Origin of the sequence: Citrobacter sp. RHBSTW-01013, from assembly GCF_013781985.1 — a bacterium.
GTDB lineage: Bacteria > Pseudomonadota > Gammaproteobacteria > Enterobacterales > Enterobacteriaceae > Citrobacter > Citrobacter braakii.
This window is the reverse complement of sequence record NZ_CP056185.1, coordinates 1-18,146: the sequence shown is the minus strand read 5'-3', so window position 1 is coordinate 18,146 and position 18,146 is coordinate 1. Positions and strand designations below refer to the sequence as shown.

Genomic DNA, 18,146 nt, shown 5'->3' with positions numbered 1-18,146 from the left:
GGCTCATGTGAAAGGGGATTTATATCGTTTGTCAGACTATGCCTTATTTTTGTCCAATAACCCTATATTAATCACAGGGCAAGGTGAGTTATGCACTCTCAAATCTGGGTTGTGAGCACGCTGCTGATAAGCATCGTGTTAATCGTTTTGACCATCGTGAAGTTCAAATTCCACCCGTTTCTGGCGCTGCTGTTAGCCAGCTTCTTCGTGGGTACGATGATGGGTATGGGGCCGCTGGATATGGTCAATGCCATTGAGAGTGGCATCGGCGGTACGCTGGGCTTCCTCGCCGCGGTTATCGGCCTTGGGACCATTCTTGGCAAAATGATGGAAGTGTCCGGCGCGGCCGAACGCATCGGCCTGACGCTACAGCGCTGTCGCTGGCTTTCCGCTGACGTCATTATGGTACTGGTCGGGCTGATTTGCGGGATCACGCTGTTTGTTGAAGTCGGCGTAGTGCTGTTGATTCCTCTGGCCTTTTCAATTGCCAAAAAAACCAATACCTCGCTACTGAAGCTGGCGATTCCGTTATGTACAGCGCTGATGGCGGTACACTGCGTCGTGCCGCCACATCCAGCCGCCCTGTTCGTGGCGAACAAGCTGGGCGCGGACATTGGCACCGTGATTGTCTACGGCTTACTGGTGGGCTTAATGGCCTCGCTGATCGGCGGTCCGCTGTATCTGAAATTCCTCGGTAACCGTCTGCCGTTTAAACCGGTTCCGGCTGAGTTTTCCGACCTCAAGGTGCGCGACGAAAGTACGCTGCCATCGCTGGGCGCTACGCTGTTTACCGTACTGCTGCCGATTGGCCTGATGCTGGTAAAAACCGTCGCTGAGCTGAACATGGCGAAAGGCAGCACGGTTTATACGCTGTTGGAGTTTATTGGTAACCCGATCACCGCGATGTTTATTGCCGTTTTCGTGGCCTATTACATTCTCGGCCTGCGTCAGCACATTGGCATGGGTGCGCTGCTGACCCACACCGAAAACGGTTTTGGCTCCATTGCTAACATTTTGCTGATTATCGGCGCAGGCGGCGCATTCAACGCTATCCTCAAGAGCAGCGGACTGGCGGATACCCTCGCGCTGATCCTCTCGAACATGCATATGCACCCGATTCTGCTGGCATGGCTGGTGGCGTTAATCCTGCATGCTGCGGTGGGCTCTGCCACGGTGGCGATGATGGGTGCGACGGCAATCGTGGCCCCGATGCTGCCGCTCTACCCCAACGTTAGCCCGGAGATCATCGCCATTGCCATCGGTTCCGGCGCGATTGGCTGCACGATCGTCACCGATTCCCTCTTCTGGCTGGTGAAGCAATATTGCGGTGCCACCCTAAATGAGACGTTCAAATATTATACGACCGCGACATTTATCGCGTCCGTTATTGCACTGGTTTGCACATTCCTGCTTTCCTTTATTATCTAAGCGCAAAGAGACTGACTATGGAAAACATTCAAACACTTATCGCCCAGCATCCTTTAGTGGAAGATCTGGTCGCTCTCAAGGAGACGACCTGGTTTAACCCTGGCACTACCTCTCTTGCGGAAGGTTTACCGTATGTTGGCCTGACAGAGCACGATGTTCAGGATGCCCACGCTCGTCTGACGCGCTTCGCGCCGTATCTGGCGCAGGCATTCCCGGAAACCGCAGCCACCGGCGGCATTATCGAATCTGAACTGGCCGCGATCCCGGCGATGCAAAAGCGGCTGGAAAAAGAGTATGAGCAGCGCATCAACGGCGAAATTCTGCTGAAGAAAGACAGCCATCTACCGATTTCCGGCTCAATTAAAGCGCGTGGCGGTATTTATGAAGTGCTAACCCACGCGGAAAAACTGGCGCTGGAAGCCGGTCTGCTGACCACACAAGACGATTACAGCATTCTGCTTTCGCCTGAGTTTAAACAGTTCTTCAGTCAGTACAGCATCGCCGTAGGCTCCACTGGCAACCTTGGGATGTCGATCGGCATTATGAGCGCCCGTATCGGCTTTAAGGTAACTGTTCATATGTCTGCCGACGCTCGCGCATGGAAAAAAGCCAAACTGCGCAGCCACGGCGTGACGGTCGTGGAGTATGAAGAAGATTATGGCGTGGCGGTTGAGCAGGGCCGTAAGGCGGCACAATCCGATCCGAACTGTTTCTTTATCGATGATGAAAATTCCCGCACGTTGTTTTTAGGTTATGCGGTCGCCGGCCAGCGTCTGAAGGCGCAGTTCGCGCAGCAGGGGCGCGTGGTGGATGCCGACCATCCGCTGTTTGTTTACCTGCCGTGCGGCGTCGGCGGTGGGCCTGGCGGGGTAGCGTTTGGCCTGAAGCTGGCATTCGGCGATAACGTGCACTGTTTCTTCGCAGAACCGACCCATTCACCGTGCATGCTGCTGGGGATTTATACCGGGCTGCACGATACGATTTCTGTGCAGGACATTGGCATCGATAACCTGACAGCGGCAGATGGGCTGGCGGTGGGCCGCGCGTCCGGCTTTGTTGGCCGGGCAATGGAACGTCTGCTCGACGGTCTGTACACCCTGGACGATCAGACTATGTACGACATGCTGGGCTGGCTGGCGCAGGAAGAAGGCATTCGCCTTGAGCCGTCGGCGCTGGCCGGGATGGCCGGTCCGCAGCACGTTTGCGCTTCTGCTGACTATCAGCAAATGCACGGCTTCAGCGCGGAGCAGCTCAATAACGCCACCCACCTGGTGTGGGCGACCGGCGGCGGCATGGTGCCGGAAGCCGAAATGGCGCAGTATCTGGCCAAAGGACGTTAAACGCCGCTGAAATTAACGCAGCATCGCCATCAGTTCCATCGGTGAGCGATGTTGCTTCAGAAGGTCACGCATCACGCGCATATGCGGCGCGGTATGATTGAAGAAAGCGCTGTATCCGCCGCAAATCGCACTCTTTCCACTGCTGTCGCGATGCTTTGGACAATCGCCATGGCAAAAGCGTAATAGCGAACACGCCTGGCATTCCGCGCTCAGCGTGGTTCTCTTGGACTGACCAAACGCCGCTGCCCACGGGCTGGCGTTGAGCTCACTCAACGACGTGCGATGAATATTACCCAGGCGAAAATCAGGGTGAACATAGTGATCGCACTGATACAAATCGCCATTCGCTTCCAGAGCAAAAGCATGTCCGCAGGTGGAGCTTAGCGAACACATCTGCGCCGGGTGTCCGCACCATACGCCCAGAGTTGAATCAAATAACTGGACGAATACGCGGCCAATATCCTCTCTGACCCAGATATCAAAGACGGAATTCAGGAAGGTTCCCCACGCCTGAGGCGGGACGGATTCGGCGGTAAGCTCGCTGTCTTCATCATATTCAACCAGCGGAATGAACTGCAAAAAAGGCGTGCCAAGCTGGCGAAGGTAGCGATACATCTGTCCTGGTCGCTGGCTGTTCAGAGAATTAACCACTACCAGCAGATTGAACTCCACCTGATGCTTACGGAGCCTGGCAATGGCGTCCACCACCTTATGGTGAGTCGGTTTTCCGCTGCGGTTAACACGATAAGCATCGTGCAACTCGGCGGGGCCATCCAACGAAATCCCCACCAGCCAGCCGTTATCGTGCAAAAACTGACACCATTCGTCGTTGAGCAAAATCCCGTTGGTCTGGAACGCGTTATGGATTTTCTTCCCTTCCCCGTACTGTTTTTGCAACGTCACTATGCGGCGAAAAAAGTCGATGCCACAGAGGGTTGGCTCTCCGCCCTGCCAGGCGAACATCACGTCAGCCCCCGGCTGTGCGGCGATATGCTGACGGATAAACGTCTCTAAGGTGGCGTCGTCCATTTCGGGTTGAGTGGGTTTATCAATGTAAAAACAGTAACGACAATCCAGGTTACAACGAGAGCTGGCTGGTTTGGCCATGACCTGACATCCTGTCATGCTAAATTCCCGATAAACGCAATAAGTTGGCGGACATGCGTTACAGCAAACAGTATTGCGAGGGATAACACCGCGAGGGAGATCATAAATTTGTCACGCACCGCGCGAGATTCAGAAAAATCGCTATGCGTAACATCCATCAGATTACGGCTGCGGGTATAGCGCCACAGAACGATTGCCACCAGCGCCAGCACCACAATTGAAACCCAAAACAGGAAACCCGCCTGATGCCAGTTGTGCTTCAGCGCCAACGCCATTAGCGCGCCATAACCCAGAAGCGTACGAAACCAGGCCAGCGATGTTCGCTCCGGTTGTAACCCCGGATCGGCGATACGTCGCGACTTACGGCTATCCGGCATACAGCACCAGTCCCATGACAATCACCGCGACAATAAACAAAATCAGACTGATGATTAACAGGCTATGGGTATAGGGCAAATCCTCTTTCAGGCGCATCGCCCTCTCATTACGCAGCCAGCGCAGGTAGCCATAAATCGCCAGACCACCGGCAAACAGGCATAGCAACAGCGCTAAAAGCTCACGAATTACCGGCGTGGCAAAATCCGGAGCCAGTTGGTCGAGACCAACCCCCGCCGCCAGAAATCCCAGCGCGGTACGGATCCACGCCAGAAAGGTACGCTCATTTGCCAGTGAGAAGCGGTAATCCGGGGCTTCTCCAAGGCGGGAAATTTTCATCAGGACTCCTTTTTACTTTCACAGTTCAGCTACAACGCTGCTCACTTTCAGAATTGCGAACATGGTATTGCTGATACTCTTTATGCCATCCAGCACAAGGAGGTCTGATGGACATATTATCGCAAAACAAATGTAGCTCATTGGGAATGCTTTTTGGCGCCATTGCATTGATCCTTGGCATTTTTCATTTTTCTTTCGGTCCTTTTTCCGCCCCGCCTCCTACGCTTGAAAGCGTGGTATCAGAGAAGGTATCTGCCGTTAAAAAAGGTATTCTTGCTGGACTGAAAGGCGAACAAGCATCTGCCGCAGTGGAAAAACCAGCAACAGATATCGATAAGATACTGGATAACAGCGGCATTGCTCTTGCCGTCATCGCGCTGGTATGTGCATTTATTGGCGGCATGCGCAAAGAAAATCGTTGGGGTATTTGTGGTGCGATGTGCTTTGGTGGCGGAACGCTCGCCTTTCACGCCCTGCTTTTTGGTATTGGAATTATCTGCGCCATCATCCTGCTTATTCTGATCTTCTCCTTTCTCGGCAACGTTTCACCGGTTTAGTTTGCATGCCAGATGGCGACGTTCATCTTACCCGGCCTACAGGTGATGCAGGCCGGATACTCGCTCTTTAACCCATCCCCCAAAAAATCACCGCCAGCAGTTGCGGCGTGATAATTCGCAGGAACATCACCAGCGGATAAACGGTCGCATACGAAAGCGCCGCTGCCCCGCTGGTGGCATGCAGGTTGTTAGCAAATGCCAGTGCAGGCGGATCGGTCATTGAGCCAGCCAGCATGCCGCACAGCGTGAGGTAGTTCATTTTGACGAAAATCCTCGCCAGCAGCCCCACGGTAATCAGCGGAATCGCGGTGATGAAAATACCGTAGCCCACCCAGCTCAGGCCATCTCCCTGCGTCAGGGTATGAACAAAATCACCGCCTGACTTCAGACCAACCACTGCGAGAAACAGCACGATACCCAACTCTCGCAGCGCCAGGTTAGCGCTGGGGGGCATAAACCAATACAGCTTACCAATGCTGCCAATACGCCCCAGGATCAACGCCATAATCAGCGGCCCACCGGCCAACCCCAGTTTTAGCGCCACCGGGAACCCCGGAATGAACAGCGGGATTGAACCCAGCAGAACACCCAGCCCGATCCCGATAAATACCGGCAGCATCTGCACCTGCTGCAGTTTTTGCTGGGCGTTACCCACCACATTGGCAACAGTATCAATCGAGGAAGGTCGACCGACCAGATTGAGGATGTCGCCAAACTGCAGGCTGGCGTCGCTGCTGGCTACCAGCTCAACCCCCGCACGGTTCAGACGGGAGATAACCACGTCGTATCGTTCTTTGAAATGCAGGTCGCGGATTCGTTTCCCCAGCACCTGTTCGTTGGTCACCACCACGCGCTCAACGCGTAAATCGGTGCCTCGCGTCGACAGCGATGTGTCCACCTCCTGCCCAATCACTACCTGCGCGTTGTGCAGATCAGCAGGCTGACCAACCAGGTGTAGCAGGTCGCCCATCTGGATAATCGTCCCCGGCGACGGCACCATCAATGTTTCTTCACGTTTTAAACGTGAGCAGATAATTTTGTCGCTGTTCAGGATTGGGACATCCTGAATCGCCATATTGTTGAGGTTCGGGTTTTCCACACGGATATTCATCGTCTGAATCAGCGCGTGCCCGTTGGTCAGCGTGGATTCATGCTGATGGGCTTCGGCATCGACGTTAACGCGAAAAATAAGGCGCATCAGCCACATAGTGAGCAAAATACCGCAGATACCAAAAGGATAAGCCATGGCATAGCTCATCCCCATCTGATCCACCACATCAACAGAAGTACCCAGATCGCGCAGAATCTGCTGCCCCGCGCCTAATGCCGGAGTATTGGTGACCGCACCGGAAAAAATGCCCAGCACCACGGGAAGGGGAATGGCAAAAATCTTATGCAGGATCGCGGTGACCAGGCCACCCATGATAACAATCAGCACGGCAAACAGATTCAGCCGTAGGCCCGAAACGCGCAGTGACGCAAAAAAGCCCGGCCCCACCTGAATACCGATGGTGTAGACGAAAAGAATCAGGCCAAATTCCTGAATAAAATGCAGCATGTCGCCGCTCAGGGTCATCCCTGCCTGATCGACAAAATGCCCGACAATAATACCGCCGAACAGCACGCCTCCGATGCCAAAACCAACACCACGTATTTTTATGTTGCCGATCCATAATCCGACAACTGCCACCATTGCCAGAACGCTGACCGTCAATGCTATATCACTCATTTTCCTGTTCCCTGTGAATAACATTTTATTTAACGAAGATTATGACTGAACCGTTCAGGCATGAATGCAGAGTGGCGCACATTATCATGCTACAGAGCGCCCAGGAGCGCTTAAGAAGGGCGTTCTTTACTGTTTTTCTTCACGTCGATTTGAAATTGCTGAATGCTTTTTTCTGGCAATGGCAGCGCTTCCGGCATCCTGCCCTCCAGATCATAGTTTCATGTGGGCTGATGCACAAAAAAGCCCCGTCATTTCTGGCGGGGCAAAGGCATGGAGCTATTTAACTGTCTAATGCGGGACGTTCGCTGATGGCGATACGTTGTGGAGCGATGGTTTCAGGTTCATTCCGGGTCAAATCGATATGCAGCAAGCCGTTAGTGAAGCTTGCGCCGGAGACTTCCATATTTTCAGCCAGCGTAAAGCTCAGGCTGAACGGCTGAGTGACCAGCCCCTGATGCAACCATTTGGTCTCTTTTTCCGGCTGCTGCGGCGTACCTTTCACGGTCAGGCGTGTGCCTTCCAGTTGAATATCCAGATCTTCCTGGCGGAAACCGGCTAACGCAAGGGTAATGCGGTAGTGGTTATCATCGCTCTTTTCGATGTTATAAGGCGGGAAGCTCTGGCTTTCGCCAGTGTTTTGCAAGGCATTGGCCAGTTTGTCAAAACCGATCCATTGACGCAGCAGTGGGGATAAATCGTAGTTACGCATAATAATCTCCTTCTAAGAAGCGAGTAAGTACCTTTTGGCTCCCTGACGGCAAGCCGATTGCTTAGCAGGGCCGCCTGAAGCGGCCCACAGAATTAGTTGATTTCGATGCGGCGCGGCTTGTTCGCCTCGGGAATCACGCGTTCGAGATCGATATACAGCAGACCATTCACCAGGTTCGCGCCGCGAACATGAATGTTCTCCGCTAACTGGAACTTACGTTCGAAGTTGCGCTCGGCAATCCCCTGATACAGGTAAGTACGTTCTTTTTGATCGTCCGCATGGGCGCCTTTCACCACCAGCAGATTGTCCTGGGCAGTAATTTCCAGTTCGCTTTCAGCAAAACCAGCAACGGCAATCGCAATTCGGTAATGGTTTTCGTCTACCAGCTCAACGTTATACGGAGGGTAGCCGCCATTGCTCTGGCCCTGATTGTTTTCCAGCAGGTTAAACAGGCGATCAAAACCAATAGCAGAACGGTACAGCGGGGATAAATCAAAGTTACGCATAATCAATAGCTCCTGAAATCAGCGAGAATAATAGACCTTCCATCATGGACAGGTCAGGTAGCCAGGACACCCATCAGGCATGCCCTTCATTTGTCTACACTCTAAAAATGGGTCTTAATACAAACTTTTCAAGCGTATTCATCTGACTTTTTTTGCAGTTTGTTGTCTATTGCATACACTGGTGGGAGCAGTTGTTATCGTTAAATCGCGATAGCCGCCACAGTGTGACGAAATGGTGATGTTATTTTCGCAACGGATCGCTTTAACTCACCATGCAAACACAATAAATACAGATGAAAAAAATGATGATAAAAAAAATGTTGGTAACACTGACAATGTGCAGCGGGATGGCGTTTGTGAGCGGCTGTTCCAGCATTATGTCGCATACCGGGGGCAAAGAAGGGACGTATCCTGGCACGCGCGCCAGCGCCACAATGATTAGCGAAAGTGATACAAACTGGGGAACCAAGTCACTGGCGATTCTGGATATGCCGTTTACCGCAGTACTGGATACAGTATTACTTCCGTGGGATCTCTTTCGCAAAGATAACTCGGTGAGATCCCGTGTAGAAAAAAGCGAGGAGAGAACGCAGGCCGCGAACGCCGTTATCCCTCCGGCTGAAATGCCTGCTCCTTAAGTTAACGCCCTGTCTCTGTCACCCACAACTGGCGGAAACCCTCGACGTCTTCCATCCACGCAACCTGTCGACCATCAGGAGAGAAGATGATCGCATCGCCCGATGGTGGGTTGCCGTGACGGTCCGTTAGAAAATCAACCTCTCCCGTCTGAGCATCACAACAAGCAATTTTGTTATCCAGTACAAACCCCAGCCATTTCCCTGACGGATGCCAGTTGAATGCTGACTGAATATCCGTGGCGCAGCGGGTAAGCTGACGCGGTTCTCCTCCTTGTGGGGAAATCAGCCACAGTTGCACAATGCCGACGTCATCACGCATTAAAAACGCAATCTCAGATGCCTTTGGATTACTGCGCACCCAATGGCGCGGCTGATTTACCAGACCGGGAAAGGCGCGCGCATGAGTAAACGTTAGACGGCGTTGATAAATACCAAATGGCGGCGCAGGCATTGTCGCCTCAGTGCCCTCCAGCGGAGCGTCGCCCGGCTGTTTCCAGCCGCTTTCATCCTGTGGTAAATCAACAATAAATAACTCCGGCACTTTCTCGCCCGTGACTGATAACGTATCACCGATAAACGCCAGTCTGTTTTCCCCTACCCAGCCCTCTTCATAGGCGCGGTTAATCTCATCGCTACCCGGTTTAGGCGTGGGTGTCGTCTGGGTTACCAGCACGCACCAATGGCTCCCGCTGTACTCACGGGGATGCTGCGCGGAGACCGTCACCGGACCATAGGGCGCAGCCACACCGACATTGCGTAAATCCAGCGCCGGTGAGCGCTCATGCAGCACATGGTCGTTATAGGTGAAACTGACAAACTCGCCGCTCGGGCTAAATACATGCACATGGCTACCACCGCGCAGCGCGCCCGGCGTATATGGGGCGGTAATATCCATCGCATCCAGATTCTCCACTTTTGCCTGCGTAGCTATCACCCCACGCCGATGATGGAAGTCGTAATGCCATGTTTCATCAGGATTTTCAGGCCCATGAATAAACACATATTTTTCCGACTTTGGATGAACGGTCACCACGCCAACGTGCGATCCCTGCATGGCCCGATAAATCACCTCCAGCTCGCCAGTATGAATATTGACGCGCTCAATTGTGTCACCGGTAAAAGAGGCACCGGAAGGGCGCACATCAAAGACCAGCCACTGGCTGTCCGGTGTCCAGGTATTGATATTGGTAAGCTGATGATTACGCGGCGTAAAGGTGATTTGCTTCATGGAATGCCCTGATACAAGACGATTTCAGCAATCATACTTCACAAGCACTTCACTTTCAGGCTTTAGCGTATCGCCATCTTCATTTTTGCGGACAGAAAGATGGAACATTTTGACGTAGCCATTATCGGGTTAGGCCCGGCAGGCGCAGCGCTAGCGCGGCAGTTGAGTGGAAAAATGCGCGTGATCGCGTTGGATAAAAAACACCAGTGTGGCAACGAAGGTTTCACCAAACCCTGCGGCGGTCTGTTGGCCCCGGATGCCCAGCGTTCGTTTATCCGCGACGGGATAACCTTACCCGTTGATGTCATCGCTAACCCACAAATATTTAGCGTTAAAACGGTTGATGTTGCAGCCTCTTTGACGCGTAACTACCAGCGTAGCTACATTAATATCAACCGCCATTCTTTTGATTTATGGCTTAAATCTCTCATTCCTGATGATGTACAGGTGTACCACGACAGCCTGTGTCGGAAAATCTGGCGCGAGGGCGATAAATGGCATGTCATCTTCCGCGCCGACGGTTGGGAGCAGCAGATCACCGCGCGTTATCTGGTGGGAGCCGACGGCGCAAACTCACTGGTACGCCGTCATCTCTATCCCCGGCACCAGATCCGTAAATATGTTGCTATTCAACAATGGTTTGCGGAAAAACATCCCGTCCCGTTCTATTCCTGCATTTTTGATAACGACGCAACCGACTGTTATTCCTGGAGTATCAGCAAAGATGGCTATTTTATCTTTGGCGGTGCCTACCCGATGAAGGACGGTCAGGCGCGCTTTGACGCGCTGAAAGCGAAGATGGAAGCGTTCCAATTTCAGTTCGGCAAACCGGTGAAAAGTGAAAAATGTACGGTGCTGTTTCCTTCACGCTGGAAAGACTTCATCTGTGGCAAGGACAACGCATTTTTGATTGGCGAAGCGGCCGGTTTTATCAGCGCCAGCTCACTGGAGGGGATTAGCTATGCGCTGGACAGCGCGGAGGCGCTCAAATCTGTATTGTTGCGGGATGCACCAGATATGAATCACGCTTACCGCAAAGCCACCCGCAAGTTACGTCTCAAACTGTTTGGCAAAATCCTGAAAAGTCGGGCCCTGACGTCGGCGTTTTCCCGTAAATGGATAATGCGCAGCGGCGTGGCGCATATTCCTCAAGGTGACCACTCAGTATCACAAATAATTGCTGAAACAGGGCAAACGCGCCAAGGCATTTGCCCATAACATCTTATTTCAGCGCAAACTTCTCAATGGCATACGCGACGCCATCTTCAAGGTTAGATTTCGTCACAAAGTTGGCGATTTCTTTGACTGACCCAATAGCGTTGTCCATGGCAACGCCCACGCCTGCGTATTCAATCATCGCGATGTCGTTTTCCTGATCGCCAATCGCCATCACCTCTTCAGCTTTTATACCCAACGCATCGGCCAGCGATTTCACGCCAGTCCCTTTATTGACGCGTTTATCGAGGATTTCGAGGAAATACGGTGCACTTTTCAGCACGGTGTACTTCTCTTTTACTTCCGCAGGTATGCGCGAGATAGCTTTATCGAGGATCTCCGGCTCGTCAATCATCATCACTTTCAGGAACTGGGTTGCGGGATCCATTTTCTCGGCTTCACAGAACACCAGCGGAATCGTCGCAACAAACGATTCATGCACCGTGTAGTAGCTGATATCACGGTTCGCGGTATACAGGGTGTTGCGATCGAGAGCGTGGAAATGCGAGCCAACGTCCCGGGAGAGCTGCTCCAGATAACGATAATCATCATAGCTCAACGCGGTTTGCGCGACAGTACTGCCATCCCCTGCTTTCTGCACTAGCGCGCCATTGTAGGTAATGCAGTAGTCACCGGGTTCTTCCATATGCAATTCTTTCAGATAGCTGTGGACGCCGGCATACGGGCGCCCCGTGGTCAGCACCACATTTACGCCACGCGCGCGCGCTGCGGCAATCGCCGTTTTGACCGCGGGTGAAATGGTGTGATCGGGCAGCAGAAGTGTGCCATCCATGTCGATAGCAATAAGTTTGATAGCCATGAGTTCCCCGGATTAAATGAGTCCGTCCTCATGCTAACGCGATTCCGCTCAAAAAACAGCTACGAAAAGGGGGATAGAAAGGGGAATCGAGATTCCCCTTTTGCAGGACGGTTGTAGACCTGGGTGCAAGTTAGATATCGATGTTCGCCGCTTTCAGGGCGTTTTCTTCGATAAACGCGCGACGCGGTTCAACGGCATCGCCCATCAGCGTAGTGAAGAGCTGGTCGGCGGCAATCGCATCCTTCACGGTAACGCGCAGCATACGACGGCTTTCCGGATCCATGGTGGTTTCCCACAGCTGATCCGGGTTCATCTCGCCCAGACCTTTATAACGCTGGATAGCGAGGCCGCGACGTGACTCTTTCTGCAGCCATTCCAGCGCCTGCTCAAAGCTGGCAACCGGCTGGCGGCGCTCGCCACGTTCGATAAACGCATCGTCTTCGATCAGCCCGCGCAGCTTCTCACCGAGCGTACAAATACGACGGTATTCGCCACCGGTCACAAACTCGTGATCCAGAATATAGTCGGTATCCACACCGTGAGTACGGACGCGCACAATCGGCTCAAACAGGTTCTGCTCTGCGTTGTGGTGGATATCAAACTTCCACAGGCTGCCGTGCTGTTCTTTTTCGTTCAGCTCGGTAATCAACGTATTAACCCAGCGGGTAACGGTCTGCTCGTTCGCCAAATCAGCTTCCGGCAGCGTCGGTTGATAAACCAGTTCTTTCAGCAGCGCTTTCGGGAAACGACGTTCCATACGGCCAATCATTTTCTGCGTCGCGTTGTATTCAGAAACCAGTTTTTCTAACGACTCACCTGAAAGAGCAGGTGCGCTGGCATTAGTGTGCAGCGTTGCACCATCCAGAGCGATAGAAATTTGGTACTGATCCATCGCTTCGTCATCTTTAATATACTGTTCCTGCTTACCTTTTTTCACTTTGTACAGCGGTGGCTGTGCAATGTAAACGTGGCCGCGTTCCACGATTTCCGGCATCTGACGATAGAAGAAGGTCAACAGCAGCGTACGAATATGCGAGCCGTCGACGTCCGCATCGGTCATGATGATGATGCTGTGATAACGCAGTTTGTCCGGGTTGTACTCGTCACGACCAATGCCACAGCCGAGCGCGGTGATCAGCGTTGCCACTTCCTGAGAAGAGAGCATTTTATCAAAGCGCGCTTTCTCGACGTTGAGGATTTTACCCTTCAGCGGCAGAATCGCCTGGTTTTTACGGTTACGGCCCTGCTTCGCAGAACCGCCCGCGGAGTCCCCTTCCACAAGGTACAGTTCGGACAGCGCCGGGTCGCGTTCCTGACAGTCCGCCAGCTTGCCCGGCAGGCCCGCTAAGTCCAGCGCGCCTTTACGACGAGTCATTTCACGCGCGCGACGTGCCGCTTCACGGGCACGTGCAGCATCAATAATTTTGCCAACGACGATTTTCGCGTCAGACGGGTTTTCCAGCAGGTATTCGCTCAGCAGTTCGTTCATCTGCTGTTCTACCGCCGATTTCACCTCAGAGGAGACCAGCTTGTCTTTGGTCTGTGAGGAGAATTTCGGATCCGGTACTTTCACGGAAACAACGGCAATCAAGCCTTCACGGGCATCGTCACCGGTGGCGCTGACTTTGGCTTTTTTGCTATAGCCTTCTTTGTCCATGTAGGCGTTCAGGGTACGGGTCATCGCCGCACGGAAGCCTGCAAGGTGAGTACCACCGTCACGCTGCGGAATGTTGTTGGTGAAGCAGTAGATGTTTTCCTGGAAACCATCGTTCCACTGCAGCGCAACTTCAACGCCGATACCGTCTTTTTCGGTGGAGAAGTAAAAGATATTCGGGTGGATCGGCGTTTTGTTTTTGTTGAGGTATTCAACAAACGCCTTGATGCCGCCTTCGTAGTGGAAATGGTCTTCTTTACCATCGCGCTTGTCGCGCAGACGAATAGAGACGCCGGAGTTCAGGAACGACAGCTCGCGCAGACGCTTAGCCAGAATCTCGTATTCAAACTCAACGACGTTGGTAAAGGTTTCGTGGCTTGGCCAGAAACGTACCTGAGTACCCGTCGCTTCTGTTTCGCCGGTTACCGCCAGCGGCGCCTGCGGCACACCGTGCACGTAAGTTTGCTGATGCACTTTACCTTCGCGGCGAATCACCAGCTCCAGTTTCTGTGACAGGGCGTTTACTACGGAAACACCTACGCCGTGCAGACCACCGGAAACTTTATAGGAGTTATCATCGAATTTACCGCCTGCGTGCAGAACGGTCATGATAACTTCCGCCGCCGAAACGCCCTCTTCCGGGTGAATACCGGTTGGGATACCACGGCCATCATCGGTAACGGACACGGAGTTGTCAGCGTGAATCGTTACAACGATATCTTTACAGTGACCCGCGAGCGCTTCGTCGATAGCGTTATCTACCACCTCGAATACCATGTGGTGCAGACCGGTGCCGTCATCCGTGTCGCCGATATACATACCCGGGCGCTTACGCACCGCATCCAGTCCTTTCAGGACTTTGATACTGGAGGAGTCATAAGAATTCGACATCAACGTTTCTCGCTCATTTAAACTTGGGTTAATCCGTTATTTTACCCTTTTCCACGGTGAACATCTTCGAATTTTTGTCCGACATGTCCAGAACGTGTTCAGCGCTGATTGCGCTGACAAAGACCTGAGATTGCGTCGCTTTTAAGCGGCTGGCTAACAGCCCACGACGGGCATCATCAAGTTCAGAGGCAAAATCATCTATCAGGTAGAGACACCGCCGCCCACTTTCGCGGGTGAGGAACTCCCCTTGCGCCAGACGTAAGGCGCACATCAGCAGCTTTAGCTGCCCACGCGACAACGTGTCTTCCACCGGCGCACCGTCAGCGCGAATGCGAAAATCCGCTTTGTGCGGACCGTGTGCGGTGTAGGTCAACATGCGATCGCGTTCAAAACTGCGTTCCAGCACTTCGGCATAATCGGTCTCTTTCTCCCAGCCGCGCTGGAATGAGAAGGAGAGAGAAAACTCGGGTAGAAACTGCTGACAGGTATCCGCCATATCCTGCGCGATACCGGCGCTGTACTCCGCGCGCCAGGTGCTGATTTGTTCCGCCAGCGGGATCAGTTCTTTATCCCACGGACGCAGTTGCTCATAACGACTCACCTGGCGCAGGGCTGCGTTGCGCTGCTTGAGCAGTCGCTTCAGATTGCTCCAGGCGGTGAAAAATCCGGCTTCATTGTGAAAGCATCCCCAGTCAAGGAATGCTCTTCTGTATTTGGGGCCGCCATTGAGTAAAGTAAACCCCTCTGGCGTGATCAGCTGCATCGGCATCAGGTGCGCCAGTTCCGCAACCTTGTGCCCGTCAGTACCGTCAATGCGCACTTTGCTGTCGCCCAGTTTGTCTTTCGTCAGACCAATCGATGTCTCACGCTCTTCCCCTTGCAAACGCCCGTGTAAAACAAACGACTCCTGCTCGTGGCGAATTACGCGGCCAATCTGCAAACTGCGAAACGCCCGGCCGTGGCCGAGCGTATAGATGGCTTCCAGCACGCTGGTTTTGCCGCTGCCGTTCGCGCCAACCAGGAAGTTAAAGCCAGGGGATAAAGCGAGATCCGCGCTTTCGATATTGCGAAAGTCGCGGATCAACAGACGGGTGAGCGACATTACAGTCTCATTGGCATAACAACATAAGCCGCGCTCTGGCTGGCAGCATCTTCAATCTGTACGCTCGATACGGAATCGGTCAGCAGAATACGAACGTTCTCGCACTTCAGCGCGTTTAGTACGTCCAGTACGTAGCTAACGTTAAAACCGATTTCCAGTTCAGTACCAGGATAGGAGACATCCAGAATTTCTTCCGCTTCTTCCTGCTCCGGGTTGTTGGCGGTGATTTTCAGCTGGTTTTCACTGACATACAGACGCACGCCGCGGAATTTCTCGTTAGAGAGGATCGCCGCACGAGCAAATGCCTGTTTGAGGATATCGCAACCGGCTTCCAGATGTTTGTCCGGATTCTTCGGCAATACGCGGCGATAATCCGGGAAACGGCCATCAACCAGCTTGGAGGTAAAGATGAAGTCACCCACGTGTGCACGAATGTTGTTGCTGCCAATCTGCACGCGCAGAGGGTTGTCGCCGCCGTCGAGCATACGCATCAGTTCAATCACGCCTTTACGCGGAACGATCACCGAATGGCTGGGTAACTGCTGACCGACAGGCATTGAACAGACCGCCAGGCGGTGACCGTCGGTCGCCACGGTACGCAGCTCTTCCCCTTCGGTTTCAAACAGCATGCCGTTTAAGTAGTAACGCACGTCCTGATGCGCCATCGAAAACTGCGTGGCTTCAATCAGGCGCTTCATCGTGGCCTGCGGCAGAGTGAATTCGACTTCGCTCTGCCAGTCGTCCAGATTCGGGAAGTCGGCGGCAGGCAGCGTAGACAGCGAGAAACGGCTGCGGCCAGACCGCACCAGCATGCGATCGCCTTCCAGTTGAACGGCTATTTCCGCGCCTTCCGGCAACCCACGGCAAATATCGAAGAATTTACGCGCCGGAACGGTGGTCGCACCAGGTTCATGAGGCTGGATCAGCGCCACGCGCGCCACCATCTCCATTTCGAGATCGGTACCGGTCAGAGAAAGCGCACCGTCAGCAACCTGCAGCAGCAGATTTCCGAGAATAGGCAGTGTAGGACGTCCACCCAGCGGGCCGCTGACCTGCTGAAGCGGTTTTAATAAATGTTCACGTTCAACGGTAAATTTCATAGCGTCACGAAGATAATGTTCTGATTAAATTGGAGAAATCTTCTTTAATATCATGGCTTTCTTCACGCAACTGCTCAATCTTGCGACAGGCATGAAGCACGGTAGTATGGTCACGCCCACCAAACGCGTCGCCAATTTCCGGCAGACTGTGGTTAGTGAGCTCTTTTGCCAGCGCCATCGCCATCTGGCGCGGACGAGCTACCGAGCGAGATCGACGCTTAGAAAGCAGATCCGCAATTTTGATTTTGTAATACTCCGCCACCGTCTTCTGAATATTGTCGATGGTGACCAGCTTTTCCTGCAAAGCCAGCAGATCGCGCAACGCTTCGCGCACGAAATCGATGGTAATCGCCCGGCCGGTAAAATTAGCGTTGGCGATCACACGGTTCAGTGCGCCTTCCAGCTCACGTACGTTAGAGCGTAGACGCTTGGCAATAAAGAACGCCACTTCACCCGGCAGACGAATGTCGTTTTCGTCGGCTTTTTTCATCAGGATCGCGACGCGCGTTTCCAGCTCAGGCGGCTCGATCGCAACAGTCAGTCCCCAGCCGAAGCGGGATTTCAGACGATCTTCAACGCCGTTGATCTCTTTTGGATAGCGATCCGAAGTCAGGATGATCTGCTGATTGCCTTCCAGCAGGGCGTTAAAGGTGTGGAAAAACTCTTCCTGCGATCGTTCTTTATTCGCGAAGAATTGGATATCGTCAATCAGCAGCGCATCCACGGAACGGTAGTAGCGTTTAAACTCTTCGATCGCGTTGTTTTGCAGGGCCTTAACCATGTCCTGCACAAAACGTTCGGAGTGCATATACACCACTTTCGCGTTTGGCTTACGCGCCATAATACCGTTACCGACAGCGTGCAGAAGGTGGGTTTTACCCAGACCCGTACCGCCATAAAGGAATAACGGATTGTAGGCGCCGCCAGGATTGTCCGCCACCTGCCGTGCCGCCGCGCGCGCCAGTTGGTTAGATTTACCTTCAACGAAGTTATCAAACGTGTGTTTGACGTTGACGTTAGAACGATAGGTAGGTTCTGCCGGTGCCGGGACGTTATCCCAGCCTGAGCGCGCCGCCGGAGCGGCACGTTGCGGTTGCACTTGCTGAGCCACGTAAGCGGGCGCAACAACGTTGTTCACCGGCGTTTTCAGCGTTTGCGTGACGGGTTTAGTACCGACTTCAAAGCGCAGCTGCGGGGCATCCGCTCCACAGAAGTTATTGAGTAATCCATTAATATTATTAAGGTATTTATCCCTTACCCAATCAAGCACGAAACGGTTTGGCGCATACAAAGCCAGCGTGTTATCGCTCAGTTCCGCCTGCAACGGGCGTATCCACATACTGAACTCTGTGGCTGGTAACTCATCCTGCAATCGGGCAAGACACTGCTGCCAAAGCGAAAGTGACAC

General features: G+C 53.2%; 17 protein-coding genes and 1 other annotated feature. Of the genes, 5 read left to right on the top strand and 12 right to left on the bottom strand.

Translation table 11 applies throughout. The annotated features are described in order from the left end of the window. Window positions 1-90 precede the first annotated feature (90 nt). Together dsdX and dsdA are read left to right on the top strand one after the other, a co-directional pair. Window positions 91-1,428, top strand: coding sequence for a D-serine transporter DsdX (gene dsdX / locus HV350_RS00085; protein ID WP_016157809.1), 1,338 nt, complete (start codon window positions 91-93; stop codon window positions 1,426-1,428). 17 nt (window positions 1,429-1,445) lie between these two features. Further along, window positions 1,446-2,768: a D-serine ammonia-lyase gene (dsdA, locus tag HV350_RS00080; protein WP_181629540.1), complete on the top strand. Its 1,323-nt coding sequence runs from the start codon at window positions 1,446-1,448 to the stop codon at window positions 2,766-2,768. Between the two features lie 12 nt (window positions 2,769-2,780). Here the strand turns inward: dsdA and HV350_RS00075 are convergent, their stop codons facing one another. The 3 genes from HV350_RS00075 to HV350_RS00065 are packed head-to-tail and all read right to left on the bottom strand — an operon-like array spanning window position 2,781 to window position 4,589. Continuing rightward, window positions 2,781-3,893 (bottom strand): anaerobic sulfatase maturase, encoded by a 1,113-nt coding sequence (locus tag HV350_RS00075; protein WP_181629538.1) that lies wholly within the window; start codon window positions 3,891-3,893, stop codon window positions 2,781-2,783. Beyond that, the gene (locus tag HV350_RS00070; protein ID WP_016155058.1) at window positions 3,890-4,252 is read right to left on the bottom strand and encodes a DUF202 domain-containing protein; all 363 of its coding nucleotides are present in this window, start codon (window positions 4,250-4,252) and stop codon (window positions 3,890-3,892) included. The genes HV350_RS00075 and HV350_RS00070 overlap by 4 nt, the downstream gene beginning before the upstream one ends. After that, window positions 4,242-4,589: a DUF202 domain-containing protein gene (locus tag HV350_RS00065; RefSeq protein WP_016157812.1), complete on the bottom strand. Its 348-nt coding sequence runs from the start codon at window positions 4,587-4,589 to the stop codon at window positions 4,242-4,244. Before HV350_RS00065 ends, HV350_RS00070 begins: the two co-directional genes overlap by 11 nt. A 107-nt stretch (window positions 4,590-4,696) precedes the next feature. On the opposite strand from HV350_RS00065, the gene HV350_RS00060 reads away from it, so the two are divergent. After that, window positions 4,697-5,146 carry a hypothetical protein gene (locus HV350_RS00060; RefSeq protein WP_181629537.1) on the top strand — a complete coding sequence of 150 codons (450 nt, stop codon included), beginning with the start codon at window positions 4,697-4,699 and terminating at the stop codon, window positions 5,144-5,146. Between the two features lie 67 nt (window positions 5,147-5,213). On the opposite strand, the gene HV350_RS00055 is transcribed toward HV350_RS00060, so the two are convergent. The 3 genes from HV350_RS00055 to ibpA all read right to left on the bottom strand — a co-directional run bounded on the left by HV350_RS00055 (window position 5,214) and on the right by ibpA (window position 8,090). Beyond that, complete coding sequence (locus tag HV350_RS00055) at window positions 5,214-6,875, bottom strand: putative transporter (RefSeq protein WP_181629534.1); 1,662 nt, start codon at window positions 6,873-6,875, stop codon at window positions 5,214-5,216. Between the two features lie 280 nt (window positions 6,876-7,155). After that, window positions 7,156-7,584, bottom strand: a complete 429-nt coding sequence (gene ibpB, locus HV350_RS00050) for a small heat shock chaperone IbpB (protein WP_003827096.1) — start codon at window positions 7,582-7,584, stop codon at window positions 7,156-7,158. Between the two features lie 92 nt (window positions 7,585-7,676). Beyond that, window positions 7,677-8,090, bottom strand: a complete 414-nt coding sequence (gene ibpA, locus HV350_RS00045; RefSeq protein ID WP_003023882.1) for a small heat shock chaperone IbpA — start codon at window positions 8,088-8,090, stop codon at window positions 7,677-7,679. Continuing rightward, window positions 8,084-8,156: a sequence feature (ROSE (Repression Of Heat Shock gene Expression) occurs in the 5'-region of heat shock genes and acts as an RNA thermometer to modulate expression.), on the bottom strand. Its footprint overlaps the gene before it by 7 nt. A gap of 239 nt (window positions 8,157-8,395) precedes the next feature. Here ibpA and HV350_RS00040 point away from each other — a divergent pair. Further along, window positions 8,396-8,728, top strand: a complete 333-nt coding sequence (locus HV350_RS00040; protein WP_172864455.1) for a YceK/YidQ family lipoprotein — start codon at window positions 8,396-8,398, stop codon at window positions 8,726-8,728. Window position 8,729: 1 nt separating this feature from the next. Here the strand turns inward: HV350_RS00040 and HV350_RS00035 are convergent, their stop codons facing one another. Further along, the gene (locus HV350_RS00035) at window positions 8,730-9,956 is read right to left on the bottom strand and encodes a DUF3748 domain-containing protein (protein ID WP_049282848.1); all 1,227 of its coding nucleotides are present in this window, start codon (window positions 9,954-9,956) and stop codon (window positions 8,730-8,732) included. A 99-nt stretch (window positions 9,957-10,055) separates the two neighbouring features. On the opposite strand from HV350_RS00035, the gene cbrA reads away from it, so the two are divergent. Next, window positions 10,056-11,174: a colicin M resistance lipid reductase CbrA gene (gene cbrA / locus HV350_RS00030; protein ID WP_181629533.1), complete on the top strand. Its 1,119-nt coding sequence runs from the start codon at window positions 10,056-10,058 to the stop codon at window positions 11,172-11,174. 4 nt (window positions 11,175-11,178) lie between these two features. Here cbrA and yidA read toward each other — a convergent pair whose 3' ends face one another. The 5 genes from yidA to dnaA all read right to left on the bottom strand — a co-directional run bounded on the left by yidA (window position 11,179) and on the right by dnaA (window position 18,146). After that, complete coding sequence (gene yidA / locus HV350_RS00025) at window positions 11,179-11,991, bottom strand: sugar-phosphatase (RefSeq protein ID WP_016155065.1); 813 nt, start codon at window positions 11,989-11,991, stop codon at window positions 11,179-11,181. A gap of 130 nt (window positions 11,992-12,121) precedes the next feature. Further along, a complete protein-coding gene (gene gyrB / locus HV350_RS00020) occupies window positions 12,122-14,536 on the bottom strand; it encodes a DNA topoisomerase (ATP-hydrolyzing) subunit B (RefSeq protein WP_047498797.1) in 2,415 nt (804 codons plus the stop codon). 28 nt (window positions 14,537-14,564) lie between these two features. Next, window positions 14,565-15,638: a DNA replication/repair protein RecF gene (gene recF, locus HV350_RS00015; protein WP_016155067.1), complete on the bottom strand. Its 1,074-nt coding sequence runs from the start codon at window positions 15,636-15,638 to the stop codon at window positions 14,565-14,567. Next, on the bottom strand, window positions 15,638-16,738 hold the full coding sequence (gene dnaN / locus HV350_RS00010) for a DNA polymerase III subunit beta (RefSeq protein WP_016155068.1): 1,101 nt from the start codon (window positions 16,736-16,738) through the stop codon (window positions 15,638-15,640). The genes recF and dnaN overlap by 1 nt, the downstream gene beginning before the upstream one ends. A 4-nt stretch (window positions 16,739-16,742) precedes the next feature. Further along, window positions 16,743-18,146, bottom strand: a complete 1,404-nt coding sequence (gene dnaA / locus HV350_RS00005; protein WP_016155069.1) for a chromosomal replication initiator protein DnaA — start codon at window positions 18,144-18,146, stop codon at window positions 16,743-16,745.

Bases quoted from the DNA above. Each gene is read 5' to 3' on its own strand.
- dsdX (WP_016157809.1), top strand. From the start codon at position 91: ATGCACTCTCAAATCTGGGTTGTGAGCACGCTGCTGATAAGCATCGTG.
- dsdA (WP_181629540.1), top strand. From the start codon at position 1,446: ATGGAAAACATTCAAACACTTATCGCCCAGCATCCTTTAGTGGAAGAT.
- HV350_RS00075 (WP_181629538.1), bottom strand. From the start codon at position 3,893: ATGACAGGATGTCAGGTCATGGCCAAACCAGCCAGCTCTCGTTGTAAC.
- HV350_RS00070 (WP_016155058.1), bottom strand. From the start codon at position 4,252: ATGCCGGATAGCCGTAAGTCGCGACGTATCGCCGATCCGGGGTTACAA.
- HV350_RS00065 (WP_016157812.1), bottom strand. From the start codon at position 4,589: ATGAAAATTTCCCGCCTTGGAGAAGCCCCGGATTACCGCTTCTCACTG.
- HV350_RS00060 (WP_181629537.1), top strand. From the start codon at position 4,697: ATGGACATATTATCGCAAAACAAATGTAGCTCATTGGGAATGCTTTTT.
- HV350_RS00055 (WP_181629534.1), bottom strand. From the start codon at position 6,875: ATGAGTGATATAGCATTGACGGTCAGCGTTCTGGCAATGGTGGCAGTT.
- ibpB (WP_003827096.1), bottom strand. From the start codon at position 7,584: ATGCGTAACTACGATTTATCCCCACTGCTGCGTCAATGGATCGGTTTT.
- ibpA (WP_003023882.1), bottom strand. From the start codon at position 8,090: ATGCGTAACTTTGATTTATCCCCGCTGTACCGTTCTGCTATTGGTTTT.
- HV350_RS00040 (WP_172864455.1), top strand. From the start codon at position 8,396: ATGATAAAAAAAATGTTGGTAACACTGACAATGTGCAGCGGGATGGCG.
- HV350_RS00035 (WP_049282848.1), bottom strand. From the start codon at position 9,956: ATGAAGCAAATCACCTTTACGCCGCGTAATCATCAGCTTACCAATATC.
- cbrA (WP_181629533.1), top strand. From the start codon at position 10,056: ATGGAACATTTTGACGTAGCCATTATCGGGTTAGGCCCGGCAGGCGCA.
- yidA (WP_016155065.1), bottom strand. From the start codon at position 11,991: ATGGCTATCAAACTTATTGCTATCGACATGGATGGCACACTTCTGCTG.
- gyrB (WP_047498797.1), bottom strand. From the start codon at position 14,536: ATGTCGAATTCTTATGACTCCTCCAGTATCAAAGTCCTGAAAGGACTG.
- recF (WP_016155067.1), bottom strand. From the start codon at position 15,638: ATGTCGCTCACCCGTCTGTTGATCCGCGACTTTCGCAATATCGAAAGC.
- dnaN (WP_016155068.1), bottom strand. From the start codon at position 16,738: ATGAAATTTACCGTTGAACGTGAACATTTATTAAAACCGCTTCAGCAG.